This window comes from Eximiradius sp., assembly GCA_937127445.1.
Lineage (GTDB): Bacteria > Bacteroidota > Ignavibacteria > Kapaibacteriales > UBA2268 > JAKIZO01.
The window spans coordinates 71,201-90,545 of record CAKZLY010000006.1 but is presented as its reverse complement, the minus strand read 5'-3'; the positions used below and the strand labels follow the sequence as shown (position 1 = coordinate 90,545).

General features: G+C 37.0%; 17 protein-coding genes and 1 tRNA gene. 14 read left to right on the top strand and 4 right to left on the bottom strand.

What is annotated here, in order from left to right; translation table 11 throughout:
- Positions 1 to 878, bottom strand: an 878-nt coding sequence (locus AC6QZF_RS01530; RefSeq protein ID WP_499798120.1) for a lytic transglycosylase domain-containing protein, incomplete at its 3' end; no start/stop codon positions are given.
- The gene (locus AC6QZF_RS01525) at positions 875 to 1,525 is read right to left on the bottom strand and encodes an ABC transporter ATP-binding protein (protein ID WP_499798119.1); all 651 of its coding nucleotides are present in this window, start codon (positions 1,523 to 1,525) and stop codon (positions 875 to 877) included. The genes AC6QZF_RS01525 and AC6QZF_RS01530, both read right to left, overlap by 4 nt.
- A 268-nt stretch (positions 1,526 to 1,793) precedes the next feature.
- Here AC6QZF_RS01525 and AC6QZF_RS01520 point away from each other — a divergent pair, with 268 nt between their 5' ends.
- From AC6QZF_RS01520 to AC6QZF_RS01510, 3 genes are read left to right on the top strand one after another with little or no spacing between them, the layout of a single operon-like run.
- A complete protein-coding gene (locus tag AC6QZF_RS01520) occupies positions 1,794 to 2,423 on the top strand; it encodes an MBL fold metallo-hydrolase (RefSeq protein WP_499798118.1) in 630 nt (209 codons plus the stop codon).
- Between the two features lie 10 nt (positions 2,424 to 2,433).
- Positions 2,434 to 2,964 (top strand): LPS assembly lipoprotein LptE, encoded by a 531-nt coding sequence (gene lptE, locus AC6QZF_RS01515; RefSeq protein WP_499798117.1) that lies wholly within the window; start codon positions 2,434 to 2,436, stop codon positions 2,962 to 2,964.
- A 46-nt stretch (positions 2,965 to 3,010) separates the two neighbouring features.
- Complete coding sequence (locus AC6QZF_RS01510; RefSeq protein WP_499798116.1) at positions 3,011 to 4,465, top strand: cellulose synthase family protein; 1,455 nt, start codon at positions 3,011 to 3,013, stop codon at positions 4,463 to 4,465.
- A gap of 56 nt (positions 4,466 to 4,521) precedes the next feature.
- Here AC6QZF_RS01510 and AC6QZF_RS01505 read toward each other — a convergent pair whose 3' ends face one another.
- Entirely contained in the window at positions 4,522 to 5,961 is a 1,440-nt protein-coding gene (locus AC6QZF_RS01505) for an FAD-binding oxidoreductase (RefSeq protein ID WP_499798115.1), read from the bottom strand.
- 46 nt (positions 5,962 to 6,007) lie between these two features.
- On the opposite strand from AC6QZF_RS01505, the gene AC6QZF_RS01500 reads away from it, so the two are divergent.
- The 4 genes from AC6QZF_RS01500 to AC6QZF_RS01485 all read left to right on the top strand — a co-directional run bounded on the left by AC6QZF_RS01500 (position 6,008) and on the right by AC6QZF_RS01485 (position 9,169).
- A complete protein-coding gene (locus tag AC6QZF_RS01500; protein ID WP_499798114.1) occupies positions 6,008 to 7,918 on the top strand; it encodes an OmpA family protein in 1,911 nt (636 codons plus the stop codon).
- Positions 7,918 to 8,745, top strand: a complete 828-nt coding sequence (thyX, locus tag AC6QZF_RS01495) for an FAD-dependent thymidylate synthase (protein ID WP_499798113.1) — start codon at positions 7,918 to 7,920, stop codon at positions 8,743 to 8,745. Before AC6QZF_RS01500 ends, thyX begins: the two co-directional genes overlap by 1 nt.
- A gap of 76 nt (positions 8,746 to 8,821) precedes the next feature.
- Positions 8,822 to 9,088 (top strand): 30S ribosomal protein S20, encoded by a 267-nt coding sequence (rpsT, locus tag AC6QZF_RS01490; RefSeq protein ID WP_498368833.1) that lies wholly within the window; start codon positions 8,822 to 8,824, stop codon positions 9,086 to 9,088.
- A gap of 7 nt (positions 9,089 to 9,095) precedes the next feature.
- Positions 9,096 to 9,169: transfer RNA gene (locus AC6QZF_RS01485), tRNA-Arg, on the top strand.
- Positions 9,170 to 9,369: 200 nt separating this feature from the next.
- Here the strand turns inward: AC6QZF_RS01485 and AC6QZF_RS01480 are convergent.
- Positions 9,370 to 10,641: an esterase-like activity of phytase family protein gene (locus tag AC6QZF_RS01480; protein WP_499798112.1), complete on the bottom strand. Its 1,272-nt coding sequence runs from the start codon at positions 10,639 to 10,641 to the stop codon at positions 9,370 to 9,372.
- Between the two features lie 229 nt (positions 10,642 to 10,870).
- Here AC6QZF_RS01480 and AC6QZF_RS01475 point away from each other — a divergent pair, with 229 nt between their 5' ends.
- The 7 genes from AC6QZF_RS01475 (at position 10,871) to AC6QZF_RS01445 (ending at position 19,345) form a co-directional block, all read left to right on the top strand.
- The gene (locus tag AC6QZF_RS01475; RefSeq protein ID WP_499798111.1) at positions 10,871 to 13,759 is read left to right on the top strand and encodes a T9SS type A sorting domain-containing protein; all 2,889 of its coding nucleotides are present in this window, start codon (positions 10,871 to 10,873) and stop codon (positions 13,757 to 13,759) included.
- Positions 13,760 to 13,805: 46 nt separating this feature from the next.
- Complete coding sequence (locus AC6QZF_RS01470) at positions 13,806 to 14,471, top strand: RNA-binding domain-containing protein (protein ID WP_499798110.1); 666 nt, start codon at positions 13,806 to 13,808, stop codon at positions 14,469 to 14,471.
- A 182-nt stretch (positions 14,472 to 14,653) separates the two neighbouring features.
- Positions 14,654 to 15,232: a 4Fe-4S dicluster domain-containing protein gene (locus AC6QZF_RS01465; protein ID WP_499798109.1), complete on the top strand. Its 579-nt coding sequence runs from the start codon at positions 14,654 to 14,656 to the stop codon at positions 15,230 to 15,232.
- Positions 15,225 to 16,106 (top strand): CoB--CoM heterodisulfide reductase iron-sulfur subunit B family protein, encoded by an 882-nt coding sequence (locus AC6QZF_RS01460; RefSeq protein ID WP_499798108.1) that lies wholly within the window; start codon positions 15,225 to 15,227, stop codon positions 16,104 to 16,106. Before AC6QZF_RS01465 ends, AC6QZF_RS01460 begins: the two co-directional genes overlap by 8 nt.
- Positions 16,107 to 18,107 carry a 4Fe-4S dicluster domain-containing protein gene (locus AC6QZF_RS01455; RefSeq protein ID WP_499798107.1) on the top strand — a complete coding sequence of 667 codons (2,001 nt, stop codon included), beginning with the start codon at positions 16,107 to 16,109 and terminating at the stop codon, positions 18,105 to 18,107. It begins immediately after the preceding gene.
- Complete coding sequence (locus tag AC6QZF_RS01450; protein ID WP_499798106.1) at positions 18,094 to 18,552, top strand: hydrogenase iron-sulfur subunit; 459 nt, start codon at positions 18,094 to 18,096, stop codon at positions 18,550 to 18,552. The genes AC6QZF_RS01455 and AC6QZF_RS01450 overlap by 14 nt, the downstream gene beginning before the upstream one ends.
- Positions 18,545 to 19,345, top strand: coding sequence for a 4Fe-4S dicluster domain-containing protein (locus AC6QZF_RS01445; protein WP_499798105.1), 801 nt, complete (start codon positions 18,545 to 18,547; stop codon positions 19,343 to 19,345). The genes AC6QZF_RS01450 and AC6QZF_RS01445 overlap by 8 nt, the downstream gene beginning before the upstream one ends.

Here is a 19,345-nt window from a genome sequence, read left to right as displayed (position 1 = left end):
TCTATTATCCAGGCTTCTCCTGGTCTTGGTGCAGGCAAAGAACGCCCAAGTATCCAAGGATTGAGTATTTTAACGTCTTTGTATGTTGTTCTATTTGCTTTTGCCCATTCCGATAGATTCGGTATAGCCGATGTTTCCTTTATATTCTTTGTTCTTTCAGGTTTGTAGCGTTCCCAGGCTGGAACATAAAAACCATATTTACCTGGATTTTGCATTATTTCCTTAATTATCGCGATTCTAAAAATATATCGTGAAGTTTCTTCATTCAAAAAAAGTTCAAAATAATTGTCCGTCCCCTGAAAATTAATGTTATTTGCCACACCTTCTACACCCATATTATACGATGCAAATGCAATGATCCAACTATTAAACCTTTGATATGCGTGCTCAAGGTATTTCATCGCTGCTCGTGTACTTTTTTCGGGGTGCCGCCTTTCATCAACATCTTTATCTACCCTCAAACCATAAGTTCGAGCAGTTCCCTCGATAAATTGCCATAATCCAACTGCATCTTTTGCAGATCGGGACTGATACAAGGCACTTTCTGCTACCGATAAATATTTTATATCTTCTGGCAGATTGTTTTCTTTAATTATTCGTTCAAACATCGGGAAAAAGCGCCCCGAACGCTTTAAATACAATATTATCTGTCCCGGCTGCTGCAAAAGTAAATAAAACTCGCGTTCTGCCCGCTCTCTAACTTCTGGAATTTCAAGCGGAATTCGTTCGCCACATAATTCAAGCTTTTCTGGCAAAGTAAGCTGAGATAAAAAATGAAAATAATTAGGCTCTTCGTTTGAAATCCTAATTTCTTTCGTCTCTGAATAGCAAGATTCACTTAATAATATCAAAGCAATCAAACAAAATAACTTTTTCATACTACATTCTTTTCATTTTGTACAAATATTTTCTTGTTGCACAAACTTATCTCTGTTTCACTGTTCGAAGCTATAAAAACAATACCATTTTTATTAATTTGTTCTTTAATTAATAGATTAACTAAATTAATCCCTTTCTCATCTAAATTTGTTGTAGGTTCGTCATAAATAAGTACAATCGGACTATGCAAAACCGAAAGCAAAAGCTTCATTCTTTGTTTCATCCCTGACGAAAAATTACGTATTGGTTTATTAAAGTGCTTCTCTAAATAAAACTTGTCAAGCAATTCATCAATTTTACTGTTACTAACTTGTGTTCGCCGTATTTTTGTTACAACTTTTATCAATTCAACAGGTGTGAACTCTTCGTAAATATTCAAGTATGGTGCAACAAATCCAAAATAGCGAAAATATTCATCTGGATTTAGTCGTTTACCATCAATTTCCCAAATTAAATTACCTTTTGTTGCTGAGTTTATTCCTGCAATTATCTTTATCAAGGTTGATTTGCCCGAACCGTTCGGACCGCATATTCCTATAATATCCTTAATCCTTCCTTCGAAACTTATATTTTTCAAAATATATTTATTGCTTGAGTATGCTTTGCAAATATTATTTCCAATAATTTCTATATCCACTTTACTCATTTTCGATATTGTAATAATTTTCAATATAATAACAAAAATGTAATTATTAAAACAAATGAATTGTTTTTCTAAAAATATAATCGTAAAAATTAATTGTTATTCATAAAAACACTATTAATATGTAGTCGTTTTTCTGGAAAATTAATTTCTATTAATCATCGAAGATATTTTTGCATAAAGAATTAATGAATAATTAACCACTATACTAATAATGTTTGTTATTTTATAAAAACTTGATAATTTTGTATATTGTTATTGTAACGATAATATGAAAATAGATAAAATAACATCGGGACCATTTGATACAAACGGCTATCTTGTAAGCGACGAAACAGGAGAAGCGGTAATTATTGATGCACCGCTCGAAAGTACCCACATTTTTATGAAACATATACGAAACAATCAACTAAAAGTTACAGCGATATTTTTAACACATTCGCATTGGGACCATACAGCAGACGCACCGGAACTTCGCCGGCAGACTGGGGCAAATATTTATCTTCATACTAACGACAAATATCGTGTATTAGAGCCAAATAAATTCACTATTTTCAGATTACCATTTAATTTGGAAGAGTTTTCCCCTGATGTCGAATTAATTGGCAACGAGAAAATTAAAGTGGGTAATATGTTTTTTAAAGCAATTCATACTCCCGGCCATACCGAAGGTGGAGTTTGCTTTTCGGTCGAAAGGCAAAATATAATTTTCTCAGGTGATACTCTTTTCGATGGTAGTATCGGCAGATGCGATTTGCCCGGTGGTTCGCTCGATTTATTGCTTTCCTCTATTCACCAAAAATTACTTGTTTATCCTGACGAAACAATTATCTATCCTGGGCATGGAGATGCTACAACCATCAAAAACGAAAAAGATAATAATCCTTACTTAAATATTTAGAAATCAACTGATGATTAAAAATAATTCACATATTTTTCATATATTAATTTCTATTTCTTTTGTAAGTTGCTTATTTATTAGTGCTGCATTTTTAAAAGGTTGTTATTCTTTTACTGGTGGGTCGGTGCCTGAACATTTAAAAACATTGTCTATCCCTACTGTTAATGACCAAAGTGGCTTTGGTAATCCTGAATATAAAATCATGCTAACTCAGTCATTGATAGATAATTTTAAACGTGATAACTCATTCGAACTTGTTGAATCTGGAGGAGATGCCCGACTGATTGTTGCTATCAATTCAATTATGGAGCAAACGGTAGCGGTCTCTCCCGGTGAACTCGAAACCGAACGCAGAATTGTGGTCAGTTGCACAGCAGAATACTACGACTTTATTAACAAAAAAAGTATTTGGAAAAAGAACTTTTCCAATTATGGTGTTTTTGATGTAAAGAATGCTATTGCCGGTCGAAATCAAGCTATCGAAGGTGCTCTAAGGCAAATCGCCGACGACATACTTTTGGCTGTTGTTTCAGGCTGGTAATTTTTTACCGAAGTATGTTAATCTTTGAAGGATTTAAAATCCTATTATGGAAGAAATAATACTAATTATCTATTTTCTGGCTCTTTCTATTCTTTTTGGATTTGGTATTCATGGTTTAATTCTCTTATACTATTACCGTAAAACACAAAATAACAAGATTGATGAGCCGGAATTGCCAAAAGAAGTTCCAATGGTTACTATTCAATTGCCTCTCTACAATGAATATTTTGTTGTCGAAAGGCTTATTCGTTCTGTTTGTAATATTAAATATCCGAAAGAAAAACTTGAAATTCAAGTGCTTGACGATTCTACCGATGAATCTCAAGAACTTTGCAAGTCCTTAGTAGAAGAATATAAAAAGAAAGGCTTTAACATTAAATATATTCATCGAACCAACAGAAGCGGTTACAAAGCTGGCGCTCTCAAGCACGGCCTCGAAATAGCAGAAGGTGATTTTGTAGCTATTTTTGACGCCGATTTCGTTCCAAACGAAAACTTCTTACTTAAAACTGTTCCTTATTTCTCCAACCCACAAATCGGCATGGTGCAAACTCGCTGGGAACATTTAAATGAAGAATATTCCTACCTTACTCGCGCCCAAGCTCTCGCTCTCGACGGGCATTTCGTTTTAGAGCAACAAGTGCGTAATAAAGCCGGCTTCTTTATTAACTTTAACGGTACTGCCGGTATCTGGCGTAAATCTGCTATCATTGATGCCGGTAACTGGGAGCCAGACACTCTTACCGAAGACCTTGACCTTAGCTATCGAGCACAGCTCCGTGGGTGGAAGTTCGTCTATCTCAACGATGTAACTTCTCCTGCTGAATTGCCAGCCGATATAAATGCTCTTAAAACTCAACAATTCCGCTGGACCAAAGGTGCAGTCGAAACTGCTAAGAAACTTCTTCCTCGCGTTCTCAAAGCTGATATTCCGCTAAAAGTCAAACTCGAATGCTTTGTTCATCTCACAAGCAATATCGTGTTCCCATTCATCATAATCGTTGCTTTGCTCAACGTTCCCATTGTGCTGATTAAAAATACTGTTGGCGGCTTTGACCAGTTTTATTCGTTTATGAGCGTTTTCGTTTTGGCTTCGATTTCTACTTTCCTTTTCTATATGTACGCTCAGAAAGCTATTCACCTTGATTGGCGCCGCCGTTTATTGCTTTTCCCTGTCTTCCTTGCTGGCAGTATGGGCTTTGCTGTGAATAATACTAAAGCAGTTCTCGAAGCATTAATTGGAAAGAAGACTGGATTTGCACGCACCCCAAAGGAAGGAATTGTTGGTACCGCTCCTAAACCCAAAGTCAAAAAATATAAGTCTAATAAATTTAGCTGGATTGTCCTTTTTGAAATTCTTTTAGCTCTATATTTTGTCGTAGGTGTTGGTATTTCTGTATATTATTTAGAAATTGCTGCTATTCCTTTCCAACTCCTGTTTTTGCTTGGTTTTGGTACTGTTGGTTACCTGTCGCTAAGACACGCAATTTTCTCTAAATAAATTGAGATATTTTTTGATGAAAAGGCTTCACGTGTAAGTGAAGCCTTTCTCCTTTTTTAAAATATATTTCCATCATTCAATACGTTTTTCGAGTCAAATGCTTCTTTGATTTTTCGAAATCCATCAATTATTTCTTCGCTATATAATATTTTTAAATACTCTTTTTTCAGTTTCCCAATCCCGTGTTCTGCCGAAATTGTCCCACCTAACGATACTGCTCTTCTTAATATATCAACATATACGTCCTTCGCTCTTCTGAATTCATCCTCATTCTTTGTTAATATGTTTGCATGAAAGTGCGAATTACCAATATGTCCCCAAATTACATACTCTAACTGCTCTTGTTTAAATAAATTTACCATATATTCATAGTATTCTTTTACGAATTCATTCGGGACAGCGCTATCAGTGCCCAACTTCTGTTGTTTATATTGATGTATTTTCTCATATACTGCAAGTGGAAGCTCGTGCCGAAAATGTGCAAGCCGTTTGTGCTCCGCCTCGTTTAACGCTACCCAAGTATCATCTACCAAACTTGTAAATTGCGAAGTGAATAAATATAGATTTGTCAGTGTCTCGTCAGATTTTTCTTTGCTTGTTTCGATTTCTATCCATAGAGCATAAACCGTAGTTTTAGGTATGTGCGGAATTGTTCCGCGTAGCAACATTATTGAATTATCATCAAAAAATTCAATTAGTCTTGGAGAAATTATTTCATCTGTTTTCTTTATTTCGCTTAGAAAATCAAACATTCCATCGTGCGAATCAAAGAACACAATTGCTCCCAGCACCTCCTCAGGACTATCGAGTAGTTGCAATTCTGCACCTGTAACTACTCCGAGTGTTCCTTCGGCACCGATAAACAAATCAATCAAATCCATATTTTGTTCAATATAATATCCTGCTGCATGCTTAACTTTGGGCATTTGTACCTTTGGCAATTCAAATGAGATAAGTGTCCCTCCGTTAGTGCAAAATTCAAAATTATACCCATTCGCGAATATTTCGCCTCGTTTTATTGTCAAACTTTCACCAGTGGGCAAAACAACGTCAATCTTATTAATATATTTTCGTGTTGAACCATATTTATATGTCCTTGCTCCCGAAGCGTTATTCCCGATATTGCCACCTATGGTTGAGAGCTTTTCTGTTGGGTTTGGCGGGTAAAAAAGACCACTACCTGCAAGATAGTTCGCTATTTCCTCTATTCGAACAAAACTTTCTACTTTCAATGTTTTCCTTTCTCTATCAAAATTCAGTATTCGATTAAATCGTTCCATTGATAGAATTTTCCCGCCCAGCGGTACGCGACTGCCTGTTAGCCCAGTGCCAGCACCAGAAATTGTGATTTTGTGGCTCTTGACCGTTGCTTCTTTTAGAATTTGTTTTATTTCATCGACATTCTCTGGTATTATTAATTCATCAGCAAATCCCTCATACGAAGAAGCATCTACAAGATAATCTTCAAATTCATTTTTGTTATGTTTAACAATCATATTTTTAATATATTTGTATAGTTATTTAACTTATTTTACGAAATTTATGAAAAAAGCTTTATTTTACGTAATTGTTTTTTGTTTTGCGCAACTTGTTGCATCTTCTCAGGTTGAAAAATTCGAACTTTTCACAATTCAACCTAAATTAGGATATGGATTAAACCTCTACTCAGCGGATTTCAACAACTTTGAAGGTGCTGCTGATTGTGGTCGCTTCAAGAATGGTTCTGGTAGTGGTCTTTTCTTCGGAGCTTTATTCGAACGCTCATTGGATAGCAAAAAATCAATTGGTTTGGTTCTTAGCTACATAAATCGTTCGGGAGTTCTCGATATTGATTACGTATATCCATTGCGAAACCCTGATAATACAATTACAAAAGCCAAAATTAAAGATAAAATAGATGGTGAAATTTCTTATTTAGAAATTTCACCATCATTTGCTTACTCATTTACTGACGAATTTATCAATGGTCCTTTACGTGCTATCGGTAGCTTGAGATTTGGACTTCCTATTAATAAAACTTTCGAGCAGTACGAGGAAATTGTTTCGCCTGCTGGTGCTGTCTTTATAGATAACGGTGTCCGCCGTAAGCGTCGCGATATTGCCTCGGGCAATATTAAATCGATAAACAATCTTGCTTTTGGCATTTCTTTCGGACTTGAAAATAATTTGAAAATTGGTAATAATACCTTCTTTACTCAAACTTTATCTTTTGATTACAATTTTAATGACGTTACAAACGATGCCAATTGGAAAATTTATGGTGTTCGACTGGATTTAGGTTTGCGTTATACACTGTTTAGAACGATTGAGCAACCCAAGCCTGCGCCTCCTCCACCTGTTGAAATTGATATTTATGTCGAACATCCAAAAGAACCATTTGTTGAACTCCGACAAAAGAAATTTGATGGTAAAGTGTTTGTCGGTAATGAACTTTTAGCAACTTCTCCTCTTGTGAATGCCGTGTTCTTTGCTCGCGGTAGCGACAAAATCCCAGATTACTACGTTGATGCTGTTCCTGCAAACATTAACTATTTTGTTTTCAATCCCGTTGAACTACACAAATATGTCTTACCTCGTATTGTTGAAATTGTTAAGCATAATCCAAAAGCTAGAATTATAGTCGAGGGGGCAACTTCAGGATCCACTAACGAACCGGAAGGCATTGAACTTGCTCGCCGCCGTGCTGAAAATGTCAAATCACGACTTGTTTCTTTGGGTATCCCTGAAGGTATTATAAATACTTTTGCTCGCGTTTCCCCACGTTTTCCATCAAATCAGGATTTCCCCGAAGGAATAGATGAAAACCAACGTGTTGATATTCTTGTTAGTAATGCTCCTTTGCAAGAATATGTTGATTTGCAAAAATATTCTGAAATTGATGGTAATATTTCTCTCTTAATTGCAACTGAAAATATTGATAAATCTGAAATCTTGAAAATTACCGACAGTTTTACAAATTCTGAAATACAATTCTCTGGCACCGACTTAGTTAAAATTCCTGTTAAAAAACGTTTAGATGATTTGGAAGACAAAATTTTATCTTACTCGATTAAAATCAACGATAGCACTTATTTTGTTTTCAAAGATACTATTGCTATCTCTCATTTACCGAGAGAAGTTATTGAACTTAATCTCAATAATTTCGAAGCAATTCTTCGTTTCGATTACAATTCAAGCGAGCTTAGTGAAGACAATAAAGGACTTCTTCGCCAGCTCTCAGAAAAACTTCCTGCCAATGCAACAATCATCATCTTGGGGTCTGCCGACGCTCTCGGCACTGCCGAACGAAACGTCCGGCTTTCACGCGAACGTGCTTCTAGTACTGAGCAATTTATTCGCTCTATCGTTGGAAACAAATTCAAAATTGAAACTGGAATTAACGAAGATAAATTTGATGAAACAACACCACAAGGCAGATTTTTAAATCGTTCAATTAGAATAAGAGTAAAATAATGGAAAATAACAATAATCTTGTGCTTGAATATAAATGTCTCGACCACGGTTTTGTTCGACTTGTTGATTGGATGGGCGACGATAGTTCCATTGTTCAGGCGGCACGCGTCTCCTACGGCAAAGGTACTAAATCGGTAAGCGAAGATACTGCTCTAATTCGTTATTTGATGCGTAATTTGCATACTTCGCCCTTCGAAATGGTCGAGTTTAAGTTCCACGTTAAGCTCCCGATTTTTGTTGCACGCCAATGGATCCGCCACCGTACTGCCAACGTTAATGAATATAGCGGTCGCTATTCCGAAATGCCTGACGAGTTCTACCTTCCCGAGCCAGACCAGCTTCGTCTCCAAAGCACTCTCAACAAGCAAGGTAGGGGAGAGACAACTATTAACCATTCTTCGGAAGTAATTTCTCGTATGAAACTTACACAAGAAAAATTATTCCAAGAATATTCCGAACTTCTTTCTACCGGGCTTGCCAGAGAAATAGCTCGAATTAATTTGCCACTATCAAATTACACCGAATGGTACTGGAAAATTGATTTGCACAATCTTTTCCACTTTTTGCGGCTGCGGCTCGATTCCCACGCACAATACGAAATACGCGTCTATGCCGAAGCAATTGCTAAAATTATCAAGCAAATTGTTCCTATCGCATACCAGGCTTTCGAAGACTACATTCTGGAAGCAATTAGGTTCTCTCGCAACGAATTGAATGCGCTTAAGCTATTGATACATAAAGAACTACCATCAGACGATAAACTTGCTGAATTAGGACTTTCCAAACGCGAAATTCAAGAGTTTAAAGAAAAAATAACTAAAATTTGATTTTTCTTTTGGAATTTTTCGTTAAATAAATTATTTTTGTAGTTCAAAAATATTGAGAACAAAAAAACAATAGGAAATGGCTCATCATAAGTCAGCATTGAAAAGAATAAGACAGTCGAAAAAAAGACGTCTATATAACAGAGCAAACAAAAGACAAGTAAAACTGGCTATTCGTGCCGTTCGCGAAGCTAAAACTTACGAAGAAGCATTGCAACTTGTAAACAAAGCATATAGCGTATTAGATAAAGTTGCTGCTCGTGGTGTAATTCATAAGAACAAAGCAGCTAATCATAAATCTGCAATTACAAAGATTGCTAACAAATTACAGGCTGCTGCTAATTAATTTTTTTGCACCCGTAGCTCAACTGGATAGAGCATCTGACTACGGATCAGAAGGTTTGGGGTTCGAATCCCTACGGGTGCGCTCGTAAAAAAATAGGTTGCTTTGCGCAACCTATTTCTTATAATCTCTTAAAGATTAGTTTCAATTGGATTTACACACTGTTTTTTGTCGTAATAATTAGTTCAATTATAAAAAAGTTAATTTTTTAAATAAGGTCATTAAATAAAGTCATAAAAAAAGGTAGATATTCTCTACCTTTTTTTTATGTTACTTACAATTTTCTAATATAACTCTTTCGACAACTTTACAAAATACAGTATATTCATGTCTGATTTGTTCCCAAGCAATGGCATTAACTTTTGTTCATAAGTTCCTTTCCCAGAAACACCGAAATCATCATCATTAACTATTCCAATAGTTTTATTATTAATTACTACTATTCCTTCTGGTTTATCGTGAGGATAATTCGGTATGGACATTATATCAAATACTTCTTCTTTAGTAACTGGAACAATTCCACTTGCTATAATTTCTTCTTTAGTAAGCTGCTCAATAGTTTTACCATTTATCATCCTACCATTTTCTTGGTTTGAAGTTACATTTGTGGCATTTGTAACATCAATTTTATATATCTTTTTTAAAATGTTCTGATCAGATCCCGGTGTTTTACCATCTCTTTCGAGAACTAAAAATGTATTGTTTGTTAATGTAACAATTTCACTAATGGCAGTTTCTGTGGATTCTAATAAGTATATATACTCTCTGGTCTCTCCGTTGTTAATACCATAAAATAATATTCTAACAGCTATTGAAGTTTTTTGAACATTTTTATCTGGATTTAGTAACGGAGACTGCATAATCCCAACCAAGTATTTCTCGTCTTTTGTAAGTGTTAAACCTTCCATACCACGGTTAGGCCTTCTATATTTAAATACAGGAGGTATTTTTCTGCCTCCATATCCGTTGCCAAAAGGATTTATTTGTTCTATAGTTTTGCCATTAGCGTCAAAATGAATGATATGAGGACCATATTCATCAGCTATCCAAAAAGTTCCATCTTTAGCAATTGCAAGCCCCTCAGGATCAATTCCTTTTGCATCATAATTTAAAACATTGCCGTTTATATCAAGAGGTTTTTCCCCTGTTCCTCCAATTCCTTGCGGGTTTGGCAAACCACTTAAATTTTTTCCATTCTCATCTTTTAGTAATATGATTTTTTCAATTTTTAGACTGTCGCCAACTAATTTGAACTTCCCAATTTGAGGAGTAAAATTTGGATTAGAAAATACTTTTTCATTTGAATTTGTTCCGTCGATATTTGGTCCTCTATCAGTTATTGCGTAAAACACCCCTGTTTCATTAGATGCTATACTGGAACCGAAACCCCCATTGATAACTTTCACACCATTGTTTAAATTTAAGATTACTTCACGTTTGTTTAATATTGCTTTCTCTGGGTAGTTGGTTGTGTTGTTAACTGAATTGTCGTCATCAGTGCAACTTGAAAATAGCAACATAAATAAGGCAAAATAAAAGTAATTAAATTTACACATAAGTTTAACTCTTTATAAGTTGAACATAATTCAAAATTATATTCAAAATGTTATTATAGCATTTAAGTTTTGCAAATTTTGAATTAATATTAGAAGTCAATTATTCTCAATTCTTAAAAAATAATTCGTGAGAGTAATATGCTAATTAAGTAATGTTTTTTCCTATTGTAAAAATCAAATAATTAAGTTATTTTATAACAAGTTATTTAGTTACTTTTTAGGTTTTGAGATGAAACATATTCTATTTTTTATATTTGCCTTGCTAATTTTATCGTCGCTTAGTGCTGAACAGCGTAAAAGTAAAAGCGAAATGCTCAAAGCAATTCGCCATTACCAGCGGCTAATGGAATCAGCTCAGCCTCGTCCTGACGAAAGATATATGAAAATAGACAAAGTTCCTTGGCTACTCTCTCCCAAATCCTCTCTTCCGCTTTTTCTTAATGTAAACACAATTGATGATGAAGCAAAACACACTTATAAAATGCAGAACGAATCATCCGTTGCTGTCAACCCTACAAACCCTAATAATTTAATTGCCTCAGCTGTGGACTATCGAGATAATTCCGCAACCTGGGTATATGTTTCCGATAATGGTGGCAAAACTTGGAGAAATATAAATTTAGGGCGTCCTTTCCCGAATTGGCGATCATCGAACGATCCAAGTGTTTATTTTGCTTTGGATGGAACTGGCTACCTTTGTTATGGTGGTTTTGGTGAGTTCGACGAAAACCAACCGGTAAACGTCGGTGAAAATGGTGTTTTTATCGCGATTACGAAAGATGAAGGCAAAACTTGGCAACCACATATTCCAGTTATTGTGCATCTTGGTATGCAAACTCTTGATTCGCTTTTCGAAGATAAATATTATGTGCATGTTGATAATAGCCCTGAATCGCCATACTTTGGTACTGTTTATATCCCGTGGAAAAGAGTGACACCGCGTGATTCAGCAACTGAGATTGTTATTACAAAAAAATCTTACTCAGACGAAGTATGGAATCAACCTCTGAGAATAAGTCATCGTCTTGCAGGCTCATCCGAAGATACAACTTTCGGACAAAGCTTCCCGCTGGCTGCCACCGGTCCTAATGGAGAACTTTATGTTGTTTGGAATCACGGAATTGAGCACGGAATTGGATTTGTTAAGTCGTTAGATGGCGGAAATAAATTTACTGAACCCAGAATTGTACATCGCTATAATATTTTTGGCAAAACAAAATATATAGATGGGCAGGGATACCGCCACGTTGTTAAAGATTCTGTCCGAGCAGAAGCTTATCCAGTCATTGTATGCGATATTACAAATAGCCCTCGTCGCGGATATTTATATTTATGTTGGGCGGCAGATAATCCACCAAATATTTATTTTTCCCGTTCCACCCACAAAGGTGAAACTTGGAGTGAACCAATCATTGTACACAGTGATACTACTAACGACCAGTTCTGGCCCTGGATGGCAATAGACCCCAAAAATGGTGACTTAGCTATAATGTATTTCGATAGCCGTAATTGTCCCGATAACTTAATGGTTGAATGCTATGTGAGCTACTCCTCAGATGGTGGAATTACCTGGACCGACCGGCGTGCAGCAGATCTTTCAACTGATTTACGCCTTAACCCTTTCCGTGGTAATGCCTTCGCTGGTGATTATAGCGGTTGCGCCTTCTACGACGGAATAGTCTATCCAACCTGGGTTGATATGCGAAATGCAGTTCTAAATTTGTTCGATAGTGATGTTTTTACTGCTATTGTTAATACTCGTTCGCCACTCCCTGTTGAGAACCTATCTGCAAAAATTATTCCCCATAAACCTAATACTATTGAACTTCTTTGGGATAATCCGACCGAGCGTAGTTTTGGACAACCTCTTAATTCTGATGAATTTCAAATATTCGTAAAACGCAATGACGGTTATTCATTTATCTTGAACGGAAATATTAACCAATACACTGATACATTGCTTGTCCCTTACGAAAAATACGAATACACCTTTTATGTTGCTGCTGGCCGCGATACAAGTATCGGCCGTGGCATTTCAAGCTACGCTGGCGGAGCAAAAGAACCCGCTTCACCTCAAATATTATCCTCACGTGGCTCACAAAATTTCATTACTAATCTTTTGGTAAAAATTCCATCTTTGAGAGCTGATAATTTTACTCCTCTGGTTAATGCAAAATACATTTATATATATCGCGACGGTATTAAGGTGAACACTTTCGAAATAAGTCCCTCCGACACATCAAAAGTTATAGAATTAACAGATAATTCTGGCGAGAGAGGTTATTTCTTGTATTCTGTAAGCTTAGTCGATGAATATGGCAATGAAAGCCAAAAATCACCTCAATATTTAGCATATTCCGACGAAGTTAATCCAATTGCGCCTTATTTTGATGATTTCGATGGTGAAGTCCCTAAATATTTCATCGGTGGTAAGTGGCAAAAAACGAATGAATCTTATGCTTCTGCACCTTTTAGCTTTTCTAATTCACCTAACAAAAAATATGATAACGGTCAGTGCGACACTCTTATGCTCTTCCCATTTATAATGAATAACAACGATGTTATAATTCAATTTGAACACGCATGTATTGTTGCAAATAATGATTACGCGACTGTTGAATATTCAAAAGATGGCGGTAGTTCTTGGAGCAATGATTTCAACGGGACTCTCGCCCAATGGAAAAAGTCTGATTATCAATACTGGCGAGATAATTCTTTCGACGAACGCGATTGGAAAACTGAAACTCTTGTTTTGCCCGCGTCAAACGATACAATTTTTTTACGCTTCCGATTTTTCTCTAACCTTGTTGTCAATGATTTAGGATGGTATATCGACAATATTAAAATAAATGATAAAATATCGAGTGTAATAGATTCAAAACCAACCTCCGTTTACCCAAATCCAGCACACGATTGGCTTAAAATTGCTTCCAAAACACATCTCAATTCCATTAAATTATCAAACTCCATGGGACAAGTTGTTTATGAAATTCATCCAATCTCAACTAATGAAGAGATAATTATTTCATTAATCGATTGTTTACCTGGAACTTACTATTTGCAAATGTTCGATAACTTAGGAAATGTCTATGTAGATAAAATTAGTATAATAAGATGATTTTTTTTGTATTTTTGTACGTGATCGTTTTTTCCCAGGGATTAATATGAATCCCAATGAATTTAAAGATTTAATCGCCGAGGGCGAATCAAGTTTTCTCGAATTTAAACGGAAAGCTACATCCCCAAATAAATTAGCTCGCGAAATAGCTGCTCTTGCCAATACTAAAGGCGGAATTTTAATAATTGGTGTGGATGACGACGGCACTGTTGTCGGTGTTCGCAGCGAAAAATCTGAAATCGATATTGTCGAACAAGCTTGTGGTTTCCATATTTTCCCACCAGTTGAACCCGAAATAGAAATTATCGAATACAAAAATAAGGACGTTATTCTTGTGCATATTTCCGAAAGCACACGAAAACCTCACGTTGTAGAAATCGAAGACCCTGAAAAAAAACGTCCCGTAAAGCGCGCTTATATCCGTCTTGGCGAAAAATCTGTTATTGCAAGCAAAGAAATGTATAAATTGATGACTACCCAAGCGAATGGGAAACCACTCAAAATTAGTATTGGGGAACGAGAAAGACGTCTTTTTCGCTACCTTGAAAAACACGAACGCATTACAGTCAAAGAATTTGCCTCGATTGTCAACATTTCACGTCGACGCGCCGAACGAATTTTGATTGATCTTGTGCGAGCTAAAGTTATTTTAATTCACAATGACACTAATAATGACTATTTTTCGCTTGCTCCAAATATAAGTTTAGATTAAACTATGTTTGTGGTTAAATTCGATGAATTGTTTTTAATTGGTTTGACGTAATAAAACTATGTATTTTGTCTTAATTTTTTTTCATTTTCTCCCTTATCTTTGTTTCGAGAAATATTTATTTATAAATTGTATTAATTAAATTACAATTGTTAAAAATTATTTAATAACAAAGGATTTCTTTAATGGAAACCAAATCGAAAATCGAACCATTAGCCCAACCCCTTAAAGAAAAAATCCTAAATGAGATTAATGAACTTGTAATGAAATGCTATCAGTGTGGTAAATGTGCTGCCGGTTGCCCCCTATCTGGTGAAATGGACTATACACCGAACCAAATTTTACGTCTGTTGCAAATCGGCGACCCCCTTTGCGACGATGAAGTTCTGCGTTCTATGGGTATTTGGCTTTGTCTTACTTGCGACACTTGCCATAGCCGTTGCCCGCAAGAAGTTGATTTCCCACACATTATGGATTTTCTTCGTTCCGAATCTATTAAACGTAGGAAAGTGCATCCAAAAGCTAAAGAGATTATTGCGTTCCACCGCTCATTTTTGGAAAGTATCGAAAAAACTGGACGTCTCCACGAAGTTGGGCTTATCGCTTCTTACAAACTTAAAACATTCAATTTGCTTCAAGATGTTGATTTAGCCCCAAAGATGTTTGTAAAAGGAAAACTCGAAATTTTCCCACACCGCATCAAAGGAAAAGAAGCAATTGCCCGCATTTTTGAAAAGGCAATGAAGGAGGCTGAAAATGACTAAAATTGGATATTTCCCCGGTTGTTCCTTAAATGGTACTGCAAAAGAATATGATCTCTCACTTCAAGCAATTGCCCGTATTGCTGATATTGAATTAGTCGAACTCGACGATTGGAATTGCTGTGGCGCCACTGCTGCTCATTCGCTGAATTCTACTCTGGCAGTTGCCCTGCCTGCTCGTAATTTAGCAATTGCCGAAAAAATGGGGCTCGATGAAATTCTTGTTCCCTGCGCCGCCTGTTTCAGCAGATTGGCTCAAGCTCGCTACGAAATCAAATCAGATGAAAAATACAGAACAAAAATCCCTCAACTTATTGAAATGGAAATAAAAGGAACAGCTAACCCTATTACTGTTCTCGATTTTCTTAACAAATATGCTCTCGATAAAATCAAAGATAAACTATATAATAAATTGAATGCTAAATTTGCTTGTTATTACGGTTGCTTGCTCACTCGTCCCGAACACCTTTCCACTATTGAACGTCGAGAAGATCCGCTTGTAATGGAAAAAATCATTTATCTCTCCGGTGGAATGCCTATTGATTGGGCATTCAAAGTTGAATGTTGTGGTGCAGGGCTTTCCGTTGTTAGAACTGATATTGTTGGAAAATTATGTGCTAAAATTTTAGATGATGCCCAAAGCCGTGGTGCTGATGCAATTATCGTTGCCTGCCCTATGTGTCATTCAAACTTGGATATGCGACGAAATGAAATAAACAAAAATCTTTCTACTGATAACGAAATTCCTGTTGTTTACATTACTCAGATTATTGGATTGGCTTTGGGTATCGACCCTAAAAAACTTGGATTTGACAAACATTTTGTTCCTACTGATAAATTTTTACATAAGTTGCAAAAACAAACGGTGGAGGTATAGATGGCGCGTATTGGAGTTTTTGTTTGCCACTGTGGCGAAAACATTTCTTCCACAGTCGATTGTGCAAAAGTTGCCGAAATTGCTTCAAACTATCCGGGCGTTGTCTATAGCATTGATTACAAATATATGTGCTCAGACCCAGGACAAAACTTGATTAAAGAAGCAATTCAAAAACATAAATTAACAGGTGTCGTTGTTGCTGCTTGCTCGCCACGTATGCACGAACCAACTTTTCGCAAAGCTACTGCCGAAGCTGGTCTTAACCCTTTTCTTTGTGAAATGGCTAATCTACGTGAACATTGTTCGTGGGTACATTTCCGCGAGGATTCTACAACAGAAAAAGCTGCCGAACTTGTTCGTGTCCTTGTTGAAAAAGTTAAACACAACGAGGAACTTTTCCCAATTAAAGTGCCAATTACCAAAACCGCTCTTGTTATAGGTGGTGGTATCGGTGGTATCCAGGCAGCTCTTGATATTGCTAATAGCGGACATAAAGTAATTATGGTTGAGAAAAATCCGTCAATCGGTGGAAAAATGGCTCAACTGTCCGAGACTTTCCCTACTTTGGATTGCTCTCAATGTATTTTAACTCCACGAATGGTGGAAGTTGCTCAGCATCCAAATATTACTTTATATACTTATGCTGAAATTGAAAGTGTAGATGGATTTATCGGCAATTTTAAAGTTACTATTCGCCAGAAAGCTAAAAGTGTTGACCACAAAGCATGCACTGGCTGCGGTTTGTGCATCGAAAAATGTCCTATCAAGAAAATTCCCGATGAATTTAATGCCGGTCTTGGCAATCGTGCCGCTATTTACGTTCCTTTCCCACAAGCAGTGCCAAACAAACCCGTTATTGACCGCAACAACTGCACATATTTCCTTAAAGGAAAATGTGGCCTTTGCAAAAAGGTTTGTCCTGCCGATGCAATTCACTACGAACAGGAAGATGAATTAATCAAAGTTGATGTCGGTGCTATTGTTGCTGCTACTGGATTTGATATTAAACATTCAGATTTCTTCCCAGAATACGGTTATGGTAAATATGCCGACGTAATTGATGGATTACAGTTCGAGCGACTTGCCTCTGCCTCGGGACCCACGCTGGGTGTTCTCAAACGCCCATCTGACGGCAAAGAACCTGAAAGCATTGTCTTTATTGCTTGTGCTGGCTCGCGCGACCCCGCAAAAGGCATCCCATATTGCTCAAAAATTTGCTGTATGTACACTGCCAAGCACGCAATGCTTTTCAAACATAAAAATCATCACGGCAAAGCAACTGTATTTTATATGGATATTCGTGCTGGTGGCAAAATGTACGACGAATTTGTCCGCCGTGCAATTGAAGAAGACGACGTCAATTACATTCGTGGACGTGTGTCTCGTATCTATGAGAAAAATGGAAAATTAATTGTCTGCGGTGTGGACACATTACTGAATTCTCGTCCTGTGGAAATTGAAGCAGATATGGTTGTGCTGGCTACTGCTGCTATTGCTAACTCAGATTCCGAAGAATTAGCTCAAAAATTACATATTAGCTACGACCCGTATCATTTCTTCTCTGAAGCTCATCCTAAATTACGTCCTGTTGAAACTAACACCGCTGGCATTATGCTTGCCGGTGCTTGTCAAGCACCGAAAGACATACCCGACACTGTTTCCCAAGCTTCTGGCACCGCTGCTAAAGTCGTTGCCTTGTTCTCTCAGGACGAACTTACTCGCGAACCGCTAATTGCTTACGTAAATAATAATACTTGCGTCGGGTGCTTCCTTTGTCAGAGTGTTTGTCCTTATCTTGCTATTGAAAAAGAAGAAATTCGCCGCCGCGATGGCACTCTGGTAAAAACAGTTGCTAAAATCAATCCTGGACTTTGTCAGGGTTGTGGCACCTGTGTTGCTTTGTGCCGCTCTAAATCGATTGATATTCATGGATATACTAACCGTCAAATATATGCTGAAGTTTCGGCTTTATTCAATAGGAGGGAATATGCAGGAGTTTGAACCTAAAATAGTTGCTTTTGTCTGTAATTGGTGCACTTACGCTGGTGCCGACCTTGCTGGCACAAGTAGGATTAAGTATGCAACAAATGTCCGTATTGTGAGATTCCCTTGTACAGGTAGAATAGATTATATGCTTATTCTTAAAGCATTCCAGAACGGTGCTGATGGAGTCATAGTCTCCGGCTGCCATCCGAACGATTGCCACTACACTTCGGGCAATTTTCACGCTCGCCGCCGCTGGATTGTCTTCAATGAATTGCTCGAACTGCTTGGATTCGACAAACGCCGCCTTTTCTTTTCGTGGGTGTCCGCTGCCGAAGGTGCCAAATGGGCTAATCTTGTTAATGAGGTTGTTACCGAAGTTCGCAAATTAGGTCCTTACACTGAATACGAGAAACTCTCTAAAATTAATGTTAATTCCATAGGAGAGCTTTGCAATGTCTGATTTAATTAATAAAACTAGTCAATTTTTTAGTTCTGGAATAATAGATTTGTTTATCGGTTACAAAAAAGGTCGTCTTGGTGAAGGTAAGCCTGCTTTCTTTACAAAACCTGACCAATTGAGTGAACTTATTTTTGACGAAAACTGTATAGTTAATCTTGCTGTTTATCTTCGCAAACCAGAACTTAAAAAATATAGCAAAATTGGGATTTTAGCAAATTTCGGTACTTTGAGAGCTCTTTTGCAACTTGCTGCCGAAAACCAGATAACCGACGGACAGTATTTGATTTTGACTGTTGCAGACGGGAAAGTTCTCGAATTTGCAAATCTTAAAGCTATTGAAGAATATGTTGCCAATAATTTACCAAAACCAAATCCTGAACGTCTCGCACTGCTGAAAGAAATCGAGAGCAAATCACGAGAAGAACGTTGGGATTTTTGGACACGTGAACTATCCAGTTGTATACGCTGTTATGCTTGTCGAGCTGCTTGCCCACTTTGTTACTGCGAGCAATGCCTTGTCGAATGTAACCAACCTCAATGGGTAGGTGTTCCACCAACTGGGTTAGGTAATCTGGAGTGGCACATCGTGCGAGCTATGCACCTTGCCGGTCGCTGTATTAGCTGCGGCGAATGCGAAGCAGCTTGCCCAATGGAAATTCCTCTTGGATTGCTTACTCAAAAGTTGAATATGACAATTATTTCTAATTTTGGTCAAATACCCGGTACTAAACGTGAACCCGACTATGCTCTCTCAACTTTCAAAGTAGATGATAAAGAAAACTTTATAAGGTAG